This is a genomic window from Caballeronia telluris (genome assembly GCF_001544495.1).
Lineage (GTDB): Bacteria > Pseudomonadota > Gammaproteobacteria > Burkholderiales > Burkholderiaceae > Caballeronia > Caballeronia telluris.
The window spans coordinates 32,733-50,469 of record NZ_FCNZ02000031.1; the positions used below are offsets into that span (position 1 = coordinate 32,733).

Below are 17,737 nucleotides of genomic sequence, written 5' to 3' on the forward strand. Positions count from 1 at the left end.
TTTGGTATTAGATCGAATGAAGGCGGCGCGCGCCTTCGAGCAGCGTCTCGTCGTCCTTCGCGAACGAAAGGCGGATCACGCGATTGTCCGTGCCGTCGGCGTAGAACGCGGACAGCGGAATGGTCGCGACCCGCGCCTCGCGGATCAACCGCAGCACGAAGTCGCTGTCGCTTTCCTCGGAGAATGCGCCAAAGCGTGCAAGCATGAAGAAACTGCCCGCGCTCGGCAAGAGTTCAAAACGCGAGCCCGCGAGCGCGTTCGCGAGCAGGTCGCGCTTACGCTGATAGAACGGTCCGAGGCCGAGATAGCTCGATTCGTCTGCGAGCGCTTCGGCGAACGCGATCTGCATCGGCGTGTCGGCGGAAAACGTCATGAACTGGTGGACCTTGCGGATCTCGGCGGTGAGTTCGGCCGGCGCGAGGCAGAAGCCGACGCGCCAGCCCGTCACGTGATACGACTTGCCGAACGACGACACGATCACGCTGCGCTCGGCCAGCGCCGGATGGCGCGCCATGCTCTGATGCAGCGCGCCGTCAAACACGACGTGCTCGTAGACTTCGTCGGAGAGCACGATGATCTGCGTGTCGCGCGTGAGCGCCGTCAAGCGTTCGATGTCGTGCGCGGTGAACGCGCTGCCGCTCGGGTTGTGCGGCGTGTTGACGAGGATCATGCGCGTCTTCGGCGTGATCTTCGCGGCGACTTCGTCCCAGTCGATCTGGAAAGTCTGCGCCGACAGCTTGATCGCGACCGGCGTCGCGCCCTGCAACTGGACGATCGGGCCGTAGCTGTCGAACGACGGCTCGAAGTAGATCACTTCGTCGCCGGGATGCACGAGCGCGCTGATCGACGCATACAGACCCTCGCTCGCGCTCGCGACCACGGTGATTTCGCTGCCCGGATCGTACTGCGCGCCGTAGAGCTTCTCCGTTTTCGCGGCGAGCGCCTCGCGCAGCGCGACGACGCCCGACATCGGCGAATACTGGTTATGTCCTGCCCGCATGGCTCGCGTGACGGCTTCGACGAGTTTCGGATCGCAGGCGAAGTTCGGCGCGCCCTGCGAGAGATTCAGCGCCTTGTGCTCCTCGGCGAGCTGGCCGATCACGGTGAAAATGGTGGTGCCGACGTTCGGCAGTTTCGATTGAGGCAGGCAGGCACTTTTCACGACGACGGCTCCAGAAGCGGTTGCGATGAGTCTTTTGTCGATTCAACCGCGGCAATAATGGGCGGACAATCGAAAGTTTGTCATACTAGCCATGCTTCGTATTCATGCCTGGAACCCCGATGAAACCGCTTCCTTCTCTCGACGTGCTTAAAACGTTTCTGGTCGTCGCGCAGAAGCTCAACTTCACGCGCGCCGCGGACGTCCTCAATCTCACGCAGGGCGCGGTGAGCCGGCAGATTTCCGGGCTCGAATCGCATCTGGGCTACGCGCTTTTCGTGCGCCAGGCGCGCGGGCTCGCGCTCACGCCGCATGGGGCGATCCTGCTCGCGCCGTTGCAGCAGGCGTTCGCGCAGATCGGCGAGGCGCTGGAAAAGAGCGGCGCGCAGTCCGGCACGCTGCGCGTGAAATGTCCGACCTGCGCGATGCGCTGGATCTTGCCGCGCGTCATCCGGCTGCAAAACGAGCGGCCCGAGCTGGTGGTCGAGGTGACGGCGGCGGTGTCGCATGGCGTTGAGTTCAACGCCGAGCAGTTCGATGCCGCGATCGTCTTCGGCAAGCCGGCGGTGAAGGGCGTGAGCACGCATCATCTGTTCGACGAGGTGCTGACGCCGGTCTGCGCGCCGGGTCTGTGGAAAGGCAGGAAAGGCCACGCCGCGACGCCCGACGATCTCGCCGACAAAACGCTGTTGCATCCCACGCGCGACCGGCGCGACTGGTTGCGCTGGCTGGAGGCCTACGGCTACCGCGGATTGCCGTCGGCGAAGGCGCAGCATTTCGACACGCTCGATCTGGCGATTTCGTCGGCGATGCAGGGACTTGGCGTCACGATCGGCGATCTTTCACTGATCGAAGAAGATTTGCGCGCGAAGCGCATCATCACGCCGTTTTCGCTGTGCGTGCCGAGCGGCGCGGCGTATTACCTGATCTATCCGGAACGGCCCGCGCCGTCGCCCGCGTTGCAGCAGTTCGCCGCGTGGCTCGCGGACGAGGCGGCCGAGACTCGCGCGAGCCTGTCCGCCTATCTGCACGCGGCGTGACGCTTACATCCCGCTCTTCGTGACGATCGACACCCACGCGCCGTTTTTGACCTGATACAGCGTCGACGACGCGTTCTTCAGCGCGCCGTTGTCGTCGAAGGCGATCGGGCCGGTGATGCCGTCGAACGAAATCTTCTTCAGCACCGGCCGATACACCTTCGGATCGGTCGAATTCGCCTTCTGCATCGCGTGGATCGCGGCCCACGCGGCGTCGTAGCCGAACGGCGCGTAGGAGAGAATCGCCACGCCGAAGCGCTTCTTGAACTTGTCGTCGAACGCCTTGCCGTGCGGCAGCTTGTCGAGCGGACTGCCGTATTCCCACGCCTGCGCGCCCTCGGCCGGATCGCCCGCGAGCTTCAGGAAATCCGCGTCCATCACGCCGCCGCCGCCCACGAACTGCGCGTTCATGCCCAGCTGCTTCATCCGCTTGACGACCGCCGCAGCCTGCCGGTCGAGTCCGCCGAAGAAGATCAGATCGGCGTTCGTCGCCTTGATGCGCGTGAGCTGCGCGCTGAAATCGACCGTCTGGTTGTCGCTGAACTCGCGCGCGACGATCGTCCCGCCCTTCGATTTCACCGCCTTCTCGAACTCGTCGGCTTCGCCCTGGCCGAAGGCCGTACGGTCGTCGATGATCGCGATGCGCTTCGCCTTCGTCGTCGTCACCGCGTAGAGGCCGGCGTTGCCCGCGTTCTGCGCGTCGCTCGAAATCACGGTGAAGACGTTCGCGAAGCCTTGCGTCGTGATGGTCGGATTGGTCGCGGCCGGGTCGATTACCGGGATGCCGGCGTTCTCGTACACGCGCGACGCGGGCAGCGTCGTGCCCGAGTTGAAGTGGCCGACGACGACCGCGACGCCATCGTCGACGAGCTTTTGAGCCGCCTGCACGCCGACGCGCGGGTCGGCCTGATCGTCTTCGGCGGCGATCTCGAATTTGGCCGTCTTGCCGCCGATCTTGATGTTCTTCGCGTTGGCCTCGTCGAGCGCCAGTTGCACGCCGTTCTGCAAGTCCTTGCCGTAGCCCGCGTTCGCGCCGGTGAGCGGCGCGGCAAAGCCGATCTTGACGGCCAAGTCTTCCGCCGATGCCGCGAGCGGCAGGACGGTGAGGGCGCCGGCACAGGCCAGCATCACGGCAAGCGGTTTCAAGCTCGGGCGAACACGCATGGTTTCCTCTCCTTTTAGTTGGCAATCGACTGGAACACGGCCGGATTCGTCGGCGCAAGAAGGGCTTGCACCGATGCGGGTGCGTCTTTTTGCGCGCGTCAAACGCGGCTCCCCGCTCAAGTTCGCAATTTAGGAAGCCAAAATCCGTGCGTCTTGGCTTTTCGTCGCGCCGCGAATGCGGATTTCGGCATAGGGGACATATCGGAACCGCGTGCTTCCGAGCGACAAACCGGCTTCGCTTGACAAAGTGCATATGCACAACTAAGCTGCCTTCATGACTTCCAGTTCAGCCCCTCTCACCGCGCGCAAGTCGACCTACCTGGATTGCAATTGCTTTGCGATCCGGCAGGCGGCGCGCTACGTCTCGCAATTGTACGAACGCCATCTGAGCGGCGCGGGCCTCACGGGCGCGCAGTTCACGCTGGTGGCCGCGATCGGGCGCAGTCCCGGCATCCAGATGGCCGATCTCGCCGACGCGATGGTGATGGACCGCACGACGCTCGTGCGCGCGCTCAAGCCGTTGCAGCGCGACGGTATCGTCGAAGCGGCGCCGCAGTCGTCGGGCACGCGCGCGGTCGGCTTGCGGCTCTCAGACGCCGGCAAGGAAGCGCTCGCGCGGGCGTCGCTGTGCTGGCAGGCGGCGCAGGCCGAATTCGAGGAGAAGTTCGGGCCGGACCGCGCGCGGCAGTTGCGCCAGTCGCTGTTTGAATTGACTGCGGCGGGTTGAAACGGGAAGCAACGCAGGACCCGCGTCGGCGCGGGTCTTTTTTTCGATTATTAAAGTGCATATACACTTTGGAGAAGCAGATGCAGATCAAAGGCAAAGTGGTACTCGTCACCGGCGCCAATCGCGGCCTCCGCAAGCAATTCGCGAAGTCGCTCGTCGAAGCCGGAGCGGCGAAGGTCTACGCCGCCGCGCGCGATCCGGCCAGCGTGAAGATCGAAGGCGTCGAAGCGATCCGGCTCGACGTCACGAATCCCGCCGACGTCGCGGCCGCCGCCGAGCGCTACACCGACGTGCAGGTGCTAATCAACAACGCGGGCGCGACGGTGCGTGGCGACCTGATCGATCCGGCCTCGACGCAAGGTGTGCGCGATCTCTTCGAAGTCAACGTGATCGGGCCGCTCACGCTCACGCAGGCGTTCGCGCCGGTTCTGAAGCGCAACGGCGGCGGCGCGGTGGTGAACGTGTTGTCGGTGCTGAGCTGGGTCGCGCTGCCGTCGGGTGGGGCGTACAGCGTGTCGAAGTCGGCGGCGTGGGCCGTGACCAACGTGCAGCGCCAGGAATTGCGCGAGCAGGGCACGCTCGTGGTCGCCGTGCATCCCGGCTACATCGACACCGACATGACCGCTGGCGTCACCGCGCCGAAGACCACGCCCGAGCACGTCGTGCGGGAAGTGCTGCGGGCGATCGAGCAAGACCAGGAAGAAGTGGTCGTCGACGATACGGGCCGCGCGGTGAAGGAATCGCTGTCGACGAAGACGCCGATTTACCTGACCGGCGTGCCGCGCTAACGAGCCAAACGCGCCGCGTTACTGCTTGCCTTGCTGCATCTCCGGAAAGCCGGCAGCCGCTTTTTGCACGTCCTGCGGGAAGTCGGCGAATTCCTGCACCTGCCGCACTTCGATCACTTCGTTGCCCGATCCCGGGCAACGCTTCGCCCACTCAATCGCTTCCTCGCGCGACTTCACCTGGATCATCCAGTATCCGCCGACGACTTCCTTCGCTTCCGCGAACGGTCCGTCGGTCACGCGCGGCTTGCCGCCTTCGAACGAAACGCGCGCGCCCATCGACGGCGGATGCAGTCCGTCGAGCGCGAGCAGCACGCCGGCCTTTTGCAATTCCTCGTTGTACCGCATCATGGCGGCGACGGCGTCCGCGCTCGGCATGGTTCCGGGTTCGGCGGTTTCGTAGCCGGGGGGAATCATCAGCATCATGAATCGCATTTGAAAGCTCCTTGTCGTTGTGATCGAAGGCGCGAAGGCGAAACAGCGCGCTCTCGACCTTACGACGCCCGGTGCTTCACAGAATCGACACAATCCATGCAATGGCGTCTTAAGCGTTTGTCCCTATCCGATTCGTCTTGCGAACGCAGCGCACAACAACCAATAATGTAATCCATTACATTTCCATCTGCGCCGAGCCGCGATGACCGTGTCCGAGACCGCACGACCGATTGAGGAAGTGTCGATTGCCGATGTCGCCGAGCGAGCGGGCGTATCGGTCGCGACGGTATCGCGCGTGCTCAACGGGCATACGAACGTGCGTCAGCCGACGCGCGAAAAAGTGCTCGCCGCCGTGGCCGAAAGCGGCTATCGCATCAACGAACTCGCGCGCAACCTGCGCACGGCCGAGAGCCGCCTGCTGCTCACGATGGTCCCCGATTTCGGCAATCCGTTCTATGCGGCGATCGTGCGCGGCATCGACAGCGTCGCGCGCCAGAACGGCTACTTCATGCTGCTCTGCGATACGGGCGCCGACCCGCTGCGCGAGCGCAGCTATTTCGACCTGCTGCGCGGCCGCCGTGCCGACGGCGCGATCTGCCTCGATCCGGCCGCCGTGCAGAAGGCGCTCGCCGAAGAGGCGTCGACGCTGCCGTGGGTCGCGTGCTGCGAGTTCGATCCGGCGGCGGCCGTGCCGTTCGTCGGCATCGACAACCATGCAGCCGCCGGGGACGTGGTGCGCTATCTGATCGGGCGCGGTCATCGCAAGATCGCGCTGATCAATTCGGGCCACGGCTATCTCTACGGGCGGCAGCGTCTCGCGGGCTATCGCGATGCGCTAGAGGCCGCGGGCATCGATCCGCTTCCGGCGTGGCAGATCGAACTCGACAGTCTCGACTACACGGCGGGCGAAGACGCCGCGCGGCAGCTCGCCGCACTCGGCGAGGACCGCCCGAGCGCGGTGTTCGCCGTCTCCGACACGCTCGCCATCGGCGTGATCAACGGTTTGCGCGGCGTGGCGCTGCGCGTGCCGGAAGACGTCGCGGTGGTCGGCTTCGACGACATCGCCGTGGCCGCGCACATCGATCCGCCGCTCACCACGGTCGCGCAACCGATGCAGGAACTGGGCGAGACGGCCGCGCACTTGCTGCTGCGGCGCCTGCGCGAACCGAAGGTGCAGGTCGGCGGCGTGCTGCTGCCGCATCAGTTGATCCTGCGAAGGAGCGCGTGAGATGAGCCTTGCCGTGCGCTTCGATGCGATCGAGAAGCAGTTCGGGCCGGTGCGCGTGCTGCATGGCGTGAGCTTCGATCTCGCGCCCGGACGCATCTACGGGCTGCTCGGCGAGAACGGCGCGGGCAAGTCGACGCTGATGAAGATCCTCGCGGGCTACGAACGCGCGAGCGGCGGCACGGTGTCGGTGCAAGGCGTGCCGGTCGCATTCGACAGTTCGCGCGATGCCGAGGCCGCCGGTATCGTGCTGATCCACCAGGAACTGAATCTCGCGGATCACCTGAGCATCGTGCAGAACATGTTCCTCGGCCACGAGAAGCGGCGCCGCTTCCTGCTCGACGAAGCCGCGATGCGCGAAGCCGCACGCGCGCGTCTCGCCGATGTCGGCCTGAACAAGCATCCGGACACGAAGGTGCGCGATTTGATCGTCGCGGAGAAGCAACTGGTCGAAATCGCGAAGGCGATGCTGCGCGAGGCGCGCCTGCTCATCATGGACGAACCGACCGCGACGCTCACGCCCGCCGAAACGCAGCGTCTTTTCAAGCTGATGGCGCGGCTGAAGGAAGACGGCGTGACGATCGTTTATATCTCGCACAAGCTCGACGAAGTGGAACGCGTGACCGACGAAGTGATCGTGATGCGCGACGGCCGCTTCGTGACGCGCGCGCCGACCGTCGATGTCACGCGTCAGCAGATGGCGAACCTGATGGTGGGCCGCGAAGTGTCGGACATGTTTCCGGACAAGCCCGCGCTCGCCGACGATGCGCCCGTCGCGTTGCAGGTGCAGGGCGTCTACGTGCCCGGCTGGGCGCGCAACGTGAGCTTCTCGGTGCGCGCGGGCGAAGTGTTCGGTTTCGCGGGACTGGTCGGTGCGGGGCGCACGGAACTGTTCGAATCGCTGATCGGCGTGCGCGTGCGTACCGCCGGACGCATCTCGCTCGACGGTCAAGCGCTCGCGGCGGCCCGCCCGCGCGATCCGCGCGACGCGATGAAGCTCGGCCTCACGTATCTGAGCGAAGACCGCAAGGGGCGCGGGCTGCATGTCGACATGTCGCTCAAGGACAACCTCACGCTGATGACGCTCGAACGCTATGCGCATCCGTTCGTCGACGGCGCGGCGGAGCGGCAGGCGCTGAAGCAGGCCGTCGGCGATTTCGGCATTCGCACGGGCAGTCTCGCGAGCCGCGCGCGCATGCTGTCGGGCGGCAACCAGCAAAAGCTCGCGCTCGCGAAGTTCCTGCATCCCGACCCGCGCGTGATCGTGCTCGACGAGCCGACGCGTGGCGTCGATGTCGGGGCGAAGCGCGACATCTATTTCCTGATCCACCGGCTCGCCGCGGAAGGCCGCGCGGTGATCGTGATCTCGTCCGAGCTGATCGAGCTGATCGGCTTGTGTCATCGCGTCGCGGTGATGCGCGCGGGCGAGCTCGTCGCGACGCTCGACATCGAACATCTGACCGAAGAGAGGTTGATCGCGCATGCGACCGGCACACACTGAAGACGCCGAACGAACGAGCCGCGTCGGCGGCTTCGTGCGACGGCTGCACGGCATCGGGCCGCTCCTCGGGCTGATCGCGCTGTGCATCGGCGGCACCTTGCTCAACGGCGATTTCGCCACGCTCGACAACGCGATGAACGTGCTCACGCGCACCTCGTTCATCGGCATCATCGCGGTGGGCATGACGTTCGTCATCATCTCGGGCGGCATTGATCTCTCGGTCGGTTCGATGGCCGCGCTGATCGCGGGCACGATGATCTGGCTGATGAACGGCCTCAAGGACGGCGTGGGCGGACACACGTTCGCGCCACTCACGATCGTGATGCTCGGCATCGTTTTAGCCCTTGTTTTAGGGGGTCTTTTCGGTCTCGCGCATGGTTTGCTCGTGACCAAGGGACGCATCGAACCGTTCATCGTGACGCTCGGCACGCTCGGCATGTTTCGCGCGCTGCTCACATGGCTTGCCGACGGCGGCGCGCTCACGCTCGACAATTCGCTCGCCGATCTATACGGCCCCGTCTACTACGCGAGCCTCTTCGGCGTGCCGGTGCCGATCTGGGTCTTCCTGATCGTCGCGGCGGGCGGCACGCTGCTGCTCAACCGCACGGTGTTCGGGCGTCATGTGCAGGCAATCGGCTCGAACGAACAGGTCGCGCGGTATGCGGCGATCCGCGTCGATCAAGTGAAGATCGCGACTTACGTGCTGCTCGGACTGTGCGTCGGCGTCGCGACGGTCCTCTACGTGCCGCGCCTCGGCTCGGCCACGCCGACCACGGGCCTTCTGTGGGAACTGGAGGCGATCGCGGCCGTGGTCGTCGGCGGGACGGCGCTCAAGGGCGGCGAAGGGCGCGTGATCGGCACGGTGATTGGCGCGATCTTGCTTTCGGTCATCAGCAACATCCTCAATCTCACGAGCATCATCAGCGTGTATCTGAACGCGGCGGTGCAGGGCGCCGTGATCATCTTCGTGGCTTTCCTGCAGCGTGGACGTCGTTGATCGCGTCGTTGAGCGTTTTGGCAGTGAACCGAACTAATCGACAACCAACCGGGCGCGCGATGCGTGCTGAAAATCTGGAGACATCACCATGAAAAAAATGCTTCGCGCGCTCGGCGCCCTGACCCTCGCGACGAGCGCGCTCGCCGCGACCTCGTCCGCGTTCGCCGCCGACAAGGTCATCCTCGGTGTCGCGATTCCCACGGCGACGCACGGCTTTACGGGCGGCATCGTCTGGTGGGCGAATGAAGCGAAGAAGGAACTGGAGAAGGCGCATCCCGACCTGAAGGTGATCGTGAAGACGGCGGGCGGCGCGCCCGAGCAGGCGAACCAGTTGCAGGATCTGGTCACCGTCAACAAGATCAACGCGCTCGTGATCTTCCCGTTCGAATCGGCGTCGCTCACGCAACCGGTTGCGCAAGTGAAGAAGAAAGGCGTGTACGTGACAGTGGTCGATCGCGGGCTGACCGACACGAGCGCGCAGGATGCCTATGTCGCCGGCGACAACACGGCGTTCGGCAAGCTGCCGGCAGAATATCTGGCGAAGACGCTCAACGGCAAGGGCGACATCGTGGCCTTGCGCGGCATTCCGACGACGCTCGACAACGAGCGCTGGGCCGCGTTCGAATCCGTGATGAAACAGCATCCGGACATCAAGATTCTTGACGCGAAGTACGCAAACTGGAATCGCGACGATGCCTTCAAGGTGATGCAGGATTACCTCACGCGCTTCAAGCACATCGACGCCGTCTGGGCCGCCGACGACGACATGATGATCGGCGTGCTGAAGGCGATCGATCAGGCGAAGCGCACGGACATCAAGGAAGTGTTCGGCGGCGCGGGGTCGAAGGAGGCGGTGAAGCGCATCATGGACGGCGATCCGCGCGTGAAGGCCGATGTCTCGTACTCGCCGAAGTTCATCTACGACGCGATCAAGCTGACGGCCGAAGCGCGCCTGAAAGGCGACAAGCTGCCGCCGACGACGATCATCCCCTCGGTGCTGATCACGAAGGACAACGCGAAGCAGTTCTACTATCCGAACTCGCCGTTCTGAGTTTGCCTGTTTCGCGTCGCGTGCGTTCGATGGCGAACGCGCGAGCGTTCATGGAGCGAGCGACATGAAAACCATCAAAGGCCCGGCGATTTTTCTCGCGCAGTTTCTCGGCGACGAGTTGCCCTTCGACAACCTCGCGCATCTCGCGCAATGGGCGAAGGGGCTGGGTTACGAGGGCATCCAGGTGCCCGCCGATCCGCGCCTGATCGACCTGGAAAAAGCCGCGACGAGCGATGCCTATTGCGACGAGTTGCGCCAGACCGTGAGCGACGCGGGCGTGTGCATCACCGAATTGTCGACGCATCTTCAGGGGCAACTCGTCGCGGTGCATCCGGCCTACGACACGCTCTTCGACGGCTTCGCCGCGCCGCATGTGCGCGGCAATCCGGCGGCGCGCACCGAGTGGGCCATCGCGCAGATGAAGCACGCGGCGGCGGCTTCGCGGCGGCTCGGATTGTCGGCGCATGTGTCGTTTTCGGGTGCGCTCGCGTGGCCGTATTTCTATCCGTGGCCGCAGCGCCCGGCGGGTCTCGTCGAAGCGGCGTTCGAGGAACTCGCCGCGCGCTGGCGTCCCATTCTCGATGCGTTCGACGAAGCGGGCGTCGATGTCTGCTACGAGCTGCATCCGGGCGAAGACCTGCACGACGGCGTGACGTTCGAGCGCTTTCTGGAAGCGGTCGGCAATCATCCGCGCGCGAACATCCTGTTCGATCCGAGTCATTACGTGTTGCAGCAACTCGACTACCTGCAATTCATCGACATCTATCACGAGCGCATCAAGGCGTTTCATGTGAAGGACGCGGAGTTTCGTCCCGATGGAAGACAGGGCGTCTACGGCGGTTATTCGGGTTGGGTCGAGCGCGCGGGGCGCTTTCGGTCGCTCGGTGACGGCCAGATCGACTTCAAGGCAATCTTCTCGAAGATGGCGCAATACGACTTTCCCGGCTGGGCCGTGCTCGAATGGGAATGCGCGCTGAAGCATCCCGAAGACGGCGCGCGCGAAGGTGCGGTCTTCATCCGCGATCACATCATCCGCGTGGCCGAGCGCGCCTTCGACGACTTCGCCGGCAGCGGCGCGAACCGCGAGCAGTTGCGCGGCGTGCTCGGCATCGGAGAACGGTCATGACGCGGCGTCTGCGGCTCGGGATGGTCGGCGGCGGCGAGGGCGCGTTCATCGGCGCGGTGCACCGGATCGCGGCGCGTATCGACGACCGCTTCGAACTCGTGGCGGGCGCGTTGTCGTCGGACCCGCAGCGCGCGGCGTCTAGCGCGGCGGCGATCGGCATCGCGCGCAGCTACGCCGACTTCCGCGAGATGGCGAGGACGGAAGCCGCGCGCGAAGACGGCATCGATGCGGTCGCGATCGTCACGCCGAATCATCTGCATGCGCGCATCGCGACGGCGTTTCTCGAAGCCGGCATTCATGTGATCTGCGACAAGCCGCTCGCCGTGTCGCTCGACGAGGGCGAGGCGTTGGCCCGTCTCGCGCGCGAGAAGGGGCTCGTGTTCGCGGTCACCTACACGTACACGGGCTATCCGCTCGTGCGTCACGCGCGCGCGCTCGTGCAGGCGGGCGCGCTCGGCGACGTGCGCCTCGTGAACGTCGAGTATGCGCAGGACTGGCTGTCGCTGCCCGTCGAGCATCAGTCGAACCGGCAGGCGGCGTGGCGCACCGATCCGGCGCTGGCGGGCCCGGCCGGCTGTCTCGGCGACATCGGCACGCACGCGTATCAGCTCGCCGAGTACGTGACGGGAATGCGGCCGTCGGAAGTATCGGCGGAAGTGGCGACGTTCGTGCCGAACCGCCCGATCGACGATCACGTGCAGGCGATGCTGCGTTATGCGAACGGCGCGCGCGGCATGCTGTGGGCGAGCCAGGTCGCGGCGGGCGAGGAGAACGCGCTGCGGCTGCGCGTCTACGGGACGAAGGCGGGGCTCGCCTTCGATCAGCAGAACCCGAACGAACTGTGGATCACGCCGCTCGGCGGCGCGTCGGAACGGATCACGCGCGGTCGCGTGCAAAGCGCGGAAGCGCTGCACGCGACGCGCGTCCCGGCCGGGCATCCCGAAGGTTATCTGGAAGCGTTCGCGCAGCTTTATACCGATGCGGCGTCGTGCATCGAGCAAGGCGCGACGCAAGGCGACGGCTGGCTGACCACCGTCGACGACGGCGTCGCGGGGCTGCGTTTCATCGACGCGGTGCTGACGAGCAGCCGGGCGAATGCGGCGTGGGTGACGATCGAATGAAAAAGGGCGGTCCCGCAACGGGACCGCCCCTTCCTGCTCACTCAGTCACGCGAATCACGACCAGTCGGCGTGGAAACTTCCCGCTTTGTCGACACGTTCGAACGTATGCGCGCCGAAGAAGTCGCGCTGCGCCTGCACGAGATTCGCGGGCAGCCGCTCCGAGCGATACGCATCGAAATAAGCGACCGCCGACGAGAACGCGGGAACCGGCACGCCCGCCTTGATCGCGGCGGTCACCACGTCGCGCAGCGCGTCCTGGTACTTCGCGGCGATGTCCGCGAAATACGGGTCGAGCAGCAGGTTCGCGATGCCTTCGTCCTTCGTGTAGGCGTCGGTGATCTTCTGCAAAAAGCGCGCGCGGATGATGCAGCCCGCGCGGAAGATCTTCGCGATCTCACCGTAATGCAGGTTCCACTTGTATTCGTCCGACGCCGCGCGCAACTGCGCGAACCCTTGCGCATACGAAACGATCTTGCTCAGATAAAGCGCGCGCCGCACCGATTCGATGAACGCTTCGCGGTCGCCGTCGAACTTCGGCGACGGTCCGCTCAACTGCTTGCTCGCCGCGACGCGCTGATCCTTCAGCGACGACAGCACGCGCGCGAACACCGCTTCCGTGATGAGCGGCAGCGGCGCGCCGAGGTCGAGCGCGTTCTGGCTCGTCCATTTGCCCGTGCCCTTTTGCGCCGCGCGATCGAGGATCACGTCGACGAGATCCTTGCCGGTTTCCTCGTCCTTCTTCGAGAAGATCTTCGACGTGATCTCGATCAGGTAACTATCCAGTTCACCCTCGTTCCACTCGGTGTAGACCTTGCCCAGTTCCTCATTCGACAGGCCCGCGACGCGCTTCATCACGTCGTAGCTCTCGGCGATGAGTTGCATGTCGCCGTATTCGATGCCGTTGTGCACCATCTTCACGAAGTGGCCCGCGCCGTCCGGTCCCATGTACGCGACGCACGGCTCGCCGTCCGGCGCCTTCGCGGCGATTTCGGTGAGGATCGGTGCGACGAGGTCGTAGGCTTCGCGCTGGCCGCCCGGCATGATCGACGGGCCCTTCAGCGCGCCTTCCTCGCCGCCCGACACGCCCGTGCCGATGAAATGCAGCCCCGACTTCGCGAGGTCCTGGTTGCGGCGGATGGTGTCGGTGAAATGCGTGTTGCCGCCGTCGATCAGGATGTCGCCTTTTTGCAGAAGCGGGCGCAGCGCGTCGATGGTGGCGTCGGTGCCGGCGCCTGCTTTCACCATCAGCAGAATGCGGCGCGGCGTTTCCAGCGATTCGACGAATTCTTCCAGCGTGTAGGCCGGCACGAGCTTCTTGTCGGGATGCTCGGCGATCAGTTCGTCGGTTTTCTCGCGGCTGCGGTTGTACACCGAGACCGCGTGCCCGCGGCTTTCGATGTTCAGCGCCAGGTTGCGTCCCATGACGGCGAGTCCCACTACGCCGATTGCTTGCTTGCTCATGCTTTCTCTCCGGATGACCGGCGCGCTGGCTGCTCGTGACGGACAGCGCGCGGGGTGAATGTTGTCGGGTTGTGTCGGGTTGTGTCGGTTGGGCGGCGCTCGCGGTTTTCTGCCGCATCGCATCGTGCGTTTCTTTCGGCGGGCGGCGGAGCGCGCCGAAAGTTGCGGTGCGATGCCCGGGCGCGTCACGGTGCCGCGCGAGCGCAGACGGACCCGAGATTACCACTTCGGCACGCGTCTGGCTGGGACGCCGCGCCGTCCGGACGGCCGCGCGCGCCGATCCGGCGTGCGCCGCGCGGCCGGTCTAGAATGAACGCCCGTCGCCCGTGCCCTTGAACCGCGCATGACGCTTGCCCGAAAGCCGCGCCGCCATCATTACTTCGTCTACGTGATCGAATTGTCCGATTCCGTCTGGAACGAAGCGCGCTTTCGCCGGGCGAATCCGGACTACCGGCTGGGCAAGCCGTTCGTCTACGTCGGCATGACGGGCATCGACCCGGACGTGCGCTTCGACAAGCACAAGGCCGGCATCCAGTCGAACCGCTACGTGCGGGATTTCGGGCTGCGGCTGCTGCCGCATCTGTACGACGTCTACAACCCGATGCCCTACGACGGCGCGCGCGAGATGGAAGTCGAACTGGCGATCGGTCTGCGGGAAGCCGGATACGGCGTCTGGCAGGCGTGACACATTGAACACAACATGGGACAGGAGCGGGACATGCGGATTCTGGTGGTGGGCGCGGGGGCGATCGGCGGCTATTTCGGCGGACGGCTGCTCGACGCGGGCAGGGACGTGACCTTCCTCGTGCGCGAGCGTCGCGCCGAGCGGCTCAGGCAATGCGGCCTCAAGCTGAGGAGCCCGCACGGCGATCTGGCGCTGGAATGCCCGCCGACGATCCTCGCGAAGGACGTGACCGAGCCTTTCGATCTCGTGCTGCTGAGTTGCAAGGCCTACGACCTGGACGGCGCGATCGAGTCGTTCGCGGGCGCGGTCGGGCCGGACACGGTCGTGTTGCCGCTTCTGAACGGCATGCGCCATCTCGACGTGCTCGAAGCGCGCTTCGGCGCGGACCGGGTGCTGGGCGGCCAGTGCGTGATCGCCGCGACGCTCGACGCCGAGGGCGAAATCGTCCACCTGAATCAGCTGCATTCGATGACGATCGGCGAACGCGCGGGCGGACGCACTGAGCGCATCGAACGGATCGCCGCCGAATTGGGCGGCGCCGGGTTTGACCTGCAAGTAAGCGACGACATCCTCCAGTCGATGTGGGAAAAGTGGGTGTTCCTCGCGACCCTCGCGGCGGGTACGTGCCTGATGCGCGCGCCGATCGGCGATATTCTCGCGGCGCCGGGCGGCGAGGCGCTGCTGCTCGGTCTCTTCGACGAATGCAGCGCGGTCGCGGCCGATCAGGGCCATCGTCCGGGCGATCAAACCGCCGCGCGCGCACGCGCGATGTTCACGGAGCGCGGCTCGCTCCTGACGGCGTCCATGCTGCGTGACCTGGAAAACAATGCGGCGATCGAAGCGGATCATATCGTCGGCGATCTGCTGGCGCGGCGCACGACGAAGCACGACGGGGTGTCGCTGCTGGCGGTTGCCTACACGCATCTGAAGGCATACGAAGCGCGGCGCGCGCGCGCGGGCCAAGCCGCAGGCTGACACGGCGGGTTGCTGCGCGCCGTCTGGAAAGCGCAAGGGTTACGCGTTACGCTGGCGGCTTTTCCCCAGACCGTTTGCACATGCCGCCCGATCCGAGTCCTCGCGCGCCCGTTCCCACCGTTGCGCAGATCTTCACCGGCTTCCTCACGCTCGGCCTGACCGCTTTCGGCGGCGCCTTGCCGCTCGCGCGCCGCGAGATCGTCGAGCGCCGCAAGTGGCTCGCGCCCGACGAGTTCACCGAACTCCTCGGCCTCTGCCAGTTCCTGCCGGGCGGCAACGTGATCAACCTCTCGGTTGCGATCGGCATGCGCTTTCGCGGCGTGCCGGGCGCGCTCGCGGGGCTGCTCGGGCTGATCGTCGGGCCGTCGCTGATCGTGATCGCGCTCGGCGTCGTATACCAGCGCACGCATGAGGACCCGCGCGTCGCGCATCTCTTTGCCGGACTCGCGGCCGCGGCCGCCGGGCTCCTCGTCGCGATGGCGGTCAAGATCGCGTGGCCGCTGCGCAAGAAGCCCGAGATGGCGCTGATCGCCGCGCTGGCGTTCGTCGCCATCGCGCTGCTGCGCTTCCCGCTCCTGCCGACGATGCTCGTCGTCACGCCGGTTTCCGTCCTCGTCGCGCGGAAGGCGGGCCGATGAACCACGTTCTCGTTTCGCTCGCCGCGATTTTCAGCCAGCTTTCGCTGCTCGCGTTCGGCGGCGGCAATTCGATTCTGCCGGAGATGCAGCGACAGGTCGTCGACGTGCATCAGTGGATGTCGAAGGCCGATTTCTCGGCGCTCTTCGCGCTCGCGCAGGCGGCGCCCGGGCCGAACATGATGGTCGTCACGCTGATCGGATGGCACGTCGCGGGCTGGCCGGGCGTGATCGTGACGTCGATCGCGAAGTTCGGGCCGTCGTCGCTCGTGACGATCGCCGCGATGCACGCGTGGGAGCGCTTCAAGGACCGGCCGTGGCGGCGCTACATCCAGTCCGGGCTCGTGCCGATGACGGCGGGCCTCGTCGCGGCGAGCGCGGCGCTGATCGCGGAAGCGTCCGATACGACGTGGATGCTCGGCGCGATCACGGCGGCCGTCGCGGTGCTGTCATATAGGACGAAACTGCATCCGCTGTGGCTGCTGGCGGCGGGGAGTCTCGTCGGATTGACGGGATTCGGGCAGTGAGCGGTTTCCGGATAAGACTAGTCTGATTTTAGGGCGGCGCGCGCGGGCAACGTCGCGTCCGCTCTGCCTTCAGCAGCCGTGTGGGCGGCGATTCACATCGACTCGCGAAGGGGCGCGTCGACAGTTTGTTAAGCTATCCCAAAAAAAGCCGTGCGACTATGGCGCCCCAGTTTCCGGAGCCCCAGCATGAGAATCGTCCATGCCGCACTACTGAGCGTCGCGCTATTGCCCGCTCTCGCACACGCCACGCTCGGACAGGCGCCGAGCCTGCCCACCGCGCCGCGCCTCGCGACCCGCTCGCTCGATGCGTCCAGCCCCCCCGCCAGCAGCTACACCGTCCGCGAATCGACGACGACTTACGGGCTGACCGTTCGCGAGTACGTCCTGCCGTCGAATGTCGTCTTTGCGGTGACGTGGAGCGGTCCGGTGCGGCCCGACATGCGCGAACTGCTGGGCAGCTATTTTCCGAATTTCGCGACTCGATCGAACGCAGGGCACTCGCTCGGCACCGCGTCGCGCTTCGAGCGAAGCGGCGCGCTGGTGCTGCAGTCGTCGGGGCACGCCGGCGATGTTTCCGGAAGGGCCTATGTGCCGCGGCTTGTCCCGGCCAACGTCGACGCGGGAGCGCTGCAATGAACAACGATTCGAAGATTGGAGCGCGGGCGTTCGGCGGCCTGCGTGCGCGGGGCGCGTGGCTGGCTGCGGCGGTGATGTGCAGCAGTCTGGTGTTGTCGGCGTGCGGCGGGGGCGGAGGCGGAAGCGATGCGGACACGGCGGCGAAGCCCGACACGGCTGCATCGAGCGCCGGTGCAAACGGCGACGGGGCCTCCAAGCTCAACGGCGCCAACACGGGCGGATCGACAAATGGAACGTCGAGCGGGACATCGACCGGGAACTCGTCAGGCGGTGCGAACCAGAATGGCGGTTCGGGCGGCGCCACGTCGACGGTGACTAATGGCGCCGCGAACGGCAGCGGCAGCACGTTGGCCGGCGTCGTCGAGACGGGTGGCCCGACCACGACCACGACGGGTGGCCCGAACACGACCGGCGGCCCGACCACGACCACGACGGGTGGCCCGAACACGACCGGCGGCCCGACCACGACCACGACGGGTGGCCCGAACAC

The 17,737-nt window shown here is 65.8% G+C and carries 18 protein-coding genes and 1 pseudogene; 15 read left to right on the forward strand and 4 right to left on the reverse strand.

Annotated features, from left to right (window positions below):
• Window positions 1-7: 7 nt before the first annotated feature.
• The gene (locus AWB66_RS27530) at window positions 8-1,162 is read right to left on the reverse strand and encodes a methionine aminotransferase (protein ID WP_087633244.1); all 1,155 of its coding nucleotides are present in this window, start codon (window positions 1,160-1,162) and stop codon (window positions 8-10) included.
• Window positions 1,163-1,281: 119 nt separating this feature from the next.
• On the opposite strand from AWB66_RS27530, the gene AWB66_RS27535 reads away from it, so the two are divergent.
• A complete protein-coding gene (locus tag AWB66_RS27535) occupies window positions 1,282-2,199 on the forward strand; it encodes a LysR substrate-binding domain-containing protein (protein WP_087633245.1) in 918 nt (305 codons plus the stop codon).
• Window positions 2,200-2,202: 3 nt separating this feature from the next.
• Here the strand turns inward: AWB66_RS27535 and AWB66_RS27540 are convergent, their stop codons facing one another.
• On the reverse strand, window positions 2,203-3,360 hold the full coding sequence (locus AWB66_RS27540; protein WP_087633246.1) for a branched-chain amino acid ABC transporter substrate-binding protein: 1,158 nt from the start codon (window positions 3,358-3,360) through the stop codon (window positions 2,203-2,205).
• Window positions 3,361-3,634: 274 nt separating this feature from the next.
• Here AWB66_RS27540 and AWB66_RS27545 point away from each other — a divergent pair, with 274 nt between their 5' ends.
• Together AWB66_RS27545 and AWB66_RS27550 are read left to right on the forward strand one after the other, a co-directional pair.
• Window positions 3,635-4,087 (forward strand): MarR family winged helix-turn-helix transcriptional regulator, encoded by a 453-nt coding sequence (locus AWB66_RS27545; RefSeq protein ID WP_087633247.1) that lies wholly within the window; start codon window positions 3,635-3,637, stop codon window positions 4,085-4,087.
• A gap of 80 nt (window positions 4,088-4,167) precedes the next feature.
• Window positions 4,168-4,875, forward strand: coding sequence for an SDR family oxidoreductase (locus AWB66_RS27550; protein ID WP_087633248.1), 708 nt, complete (start codon window positions 4,168-4,170; stop codon window positions 4,873-4,875).
• Window positions 4,876-4,893: 18 nt separating this feature from the next.
• Here the strand turns inward: AWB66_RS27550 and AWB66_RS27555 are convergent, their stop codons facing one another.
• Window positions 4,894-5,307, reverse strand: a complete 414-nt coding sequence (locus AWB66_RS27555; RefSeq protein WP_087633249.1) for a YciI family protein — start codon at window positions 5,305-5,307, stop codon at window positions 4,894-4,896.
• A 202-nt stretch (window positions 5,308-5,509) separates the two neighbouring features.
• Here AWB66_RS27555 and AWB66_RS27560 point away from each other — a divergent pair, with 202 nt between their 5' ends.
• The 6 genes from AWB66_RS27560 to AWB66_RS27585 all read left to right on the forward strand — a co-directional run bounded on the left by AWB66_RS27560 (window position 5,510) and on the right by AWB66_RS27585 (window position 12,328).
• Window positions 5,510-6,535 carry a LacI family DNA-binding transcriptional regulator gene (locus tag AWB66_RS27560; RefSeq protein ID WP_200819077.1) on the forward strand — a complete coding sequence of 342 codons (1,026 nt, stop codon included), beginning with the start codon at window positions 5,510-5,512 and terminating at the stop codon, window positions 6,533-6,535.
• 1 nt (window position 6,536) lies between these two features.
• Window positions 6,537-8,033, forward strand: a complete 1,497-nt coding sequence (locus AWB66_RS27565) for a sugar ABC transporter ATP-binding protein (protein WP_087633250.1) — start codon at window positions 6,537-6,539, stop codon at window positions 8,031-8,033.
• The gene (locus AWB66_RS27570) at window positions 8,014-9,030 is read left to right on the forward strand and encodes an ABC transporter permease (protein WP_087633251.1); all 1,017 of its coding nucleotides are present in this window, start codon (window positions 8,014-8,016) and stop codon (window positions 9,028-9,030) included. Before AWB66_RS27565 ends, AWB66_RS27570 begins: the two co-directional genes overlap by 20 nt.
• A gap of 88 nt (window positions 9,031-9,118) precedes the next feature.
• Window positions 9,119-10,081 (forward strand): substrate-binding domain-containing protein, encoded by a 963-nt coding sequence (locus AWB66_RS27575; protein ID WP_087633252.1) that lies wholly within the window; start codon window positions 9,119-9,121, stop codon window positions 10,079-10,081.
• 64 nt (window positions 10,082-10,145) lie between these two features.
• Window positions 10,146-11,207: a sugar phosphate isomerase/epimerase family protein gene (locus tag AWB66_RS27580; RefSeq protein WP_087633253.1), complete on the forward strand. Its 1,062-nt coding sequence runs from the start codon at window positions 10,146-10,148 to the stop codon at window positions 11,205-11,207.
• The gene (locus AWB66_RS27585; protein ID WP_235021258.1) at window positions 11,204-12,328 is read left to right on the forward strand and encodes a Gfo/Idh/MocA family protein; all 1,125 of its coding nucleotides are present in this window, start codon (window positions 11,204-11,206) and stop codon (window positions 12,326-12,328) included. The genes AWB66_RS27580 and AWB66_RS27585 overlap by 4 nt, the downstream gene beginning before the upstream one ends.
• A 54-nt stretch (window positions 12,329-12,382) precedes the next feature.
• Here AWB66_RS27585 and gndA read toward each other — a convergent pair whose 3' ends face one another.
• The gene (gene gndA, locus AWB66_RS27590) at window positions 12,383-13,789 is read right to left on the reverse strand and encodes an NADP-dependent phosphogluconate dehydrogenase (RefSeq protein ID WP_087633254.1); all 1,407 of its coding nucleotides are present in this window, start codon (window positions 13,787-13,789) and stop codon (window positions 12,383-12,385) included.
• 343 nt (window positions 13,790-14,132) lie between these two features.
• Here gndA and AWB66_RS27595 point away from each other — a divergent pair, with 343 nt between their 5' ends.
• The 6 genes and pseudogenes from AWB66_RS27595 to AWB66_RS27620 all read left to right on the forward strand — a co-directional run.
• Window positions 14,133-14,474 carry a hypothetical protein gene (locus tag AWB66_RS27595; RefSeq protein WP_087633255.1) on the forward strand — a complete coding sequence of 114 codons (342 nt, stop codon included), beginning with the start codon at window positions 14,133-14,135 and terminating at the stop codon, window positions 14,472-14,474.
• A 33-nt stretch (window positions 14,475-14,507) separates the two neighbouring features.
• Window positions 14,508-15,449, forward strand: coding sequence for a 2-dehydropantoate 2-reductase (gene panE, locus AWB66_RS27600; protein WP_087633256.1), 942 nt, complete (start codon window positions 14,508-14,510; stop codon window positions 15,447-15,449).
• 80 nt (window positions 15,450-15,529) lie between these two features.
• Window positions 15,530-16,087 carry a chromate transporter gene (locus AWB66_RS27605; protein ID WP_087633257.1) on the forward strand — a complete coding sequence of 186 codons (558 nt, stop codon included), beginning with the start codon at window positions 15,530-15,532 and terminating at the stop codon, window positions 16,085-16,087.
• Entirely contained in the window at window positions 16,084-16,611 is a 528-nt protein-coding gene (locus AWB66_RS27610) for a chromate transporter (RefSeq protein ID WP_087633258.1), read from the forward strand. Before AWB66_RS27605 ends, AWB66_RS27610 begins: the two co-directional genes overlap by 4 nt.
• Before the next feature lie 186 nt (window positions 16,612-16,797).
• Window positions 16,798-17,247 carry a DUF2844 domain-containing protein gene (locus AWB66_RS27615; protein WP_087633259.1) on the forward strand — a complete coding sequence of 150 codons (450 nt, stop codon included), beginning with the start codon at window positions 16,798-16,800 and terminating at the stop codon, window positions 17,245-17,247.
• Window positions 17,244-17,737 (forward strand): annotated as a pseudogene (locus AWB66_RS27620) (hypothetical protein); the annotation flags it as partial. The gene AWB66_RS27615 and the pseudogene AWB66_RS27620, both read left to right, overlap by 4 nt.